1 pseudogene is annotated in these 886 nt (G+C 54.0%); it reads left to right on the plus strand.

From position 1 onward, the window contains the following. Positions 1 to 886: pseudogene (locus tag AC1RTP_RS28505) on the plus strand (IS3 family transposase); the annotation flags it as partial.

An 886-nucleotide genomic window follows, 5' to 3' on the forward strand; every position in this document is an offset into this window, starting at 1 on the left:
AGCCAGACACTGGCTCATCAGTATGGCCTCAGCGATGGCCAGGTAAGGCACTGGGTGAATTTGTATCAAATGCACGGCGAGGCCGGACTGGTGCGAAAGACCGCCACCTATAGCGCAGCACAGAAGTTGGCAATACTTCAGCATATGTGGGACAACGAATTGTCTTATGGCCAGACAGCGGCCGCGTTCAATATCCGTAGCCCTGGCCATTTGTCGAAATGGGAGCACTGCTATCATAGCGGCGGTATAAATGCACTACAGCCACGGCGACGTGGCGCTCCGAAGAAAATGGCCGATCCCAAGCCCACCCCACCGCAACCTCCAGTTGACGACGATGCCCTTAGCCGTGAAGAGCTCCTTGCGGAAGTAAATTTCCTGCGTATGGAGAATGCGTATCTAAAAAAGTTGAAGGCCTTAGTTCAAGAGCAACGGGAGCAACGCACGACCGCGCGCAAAAAGCGCAAGTAGTGAGCGAACTAAGGCAACAATTCCCCCTTGCTGGCTTGCTGAAGCTGGCTGGCTTGGCGCGAAGCACCTTTTACTATCAGGTGAAGTTGGCCCAGGCAGCGGACAAACATTTGGCATTAAAACGCCAGATTGAGTCTATCTTTGCGCGTCACAAGGGGCGATATGGATATCGGCGAATTACGTTGGCCCTTCGGAAGTTGGGGCAACAGGTCAATCACAAGACGGTACAGCGCCAGATGGCCCTGCTGGGCCTCAAGTCGCTAGTGCGTCCCAAAAAATACCGATCATATAAGGGGGAAGTGGGGCATGCCGCCCACAATGTGCTGCAGCGACAGTTCAACGCCCAAGCACCTAAGCAAAAGCTGGTGACCGACGTGACGGAATTTAACGTTGCCGGAGAAAAGCTATACCTGTCACC

The sequence above is a fragment of the Pseudoduganella sp. GW821-FHT11H04 genome (genome assembly GCF_058807935.1).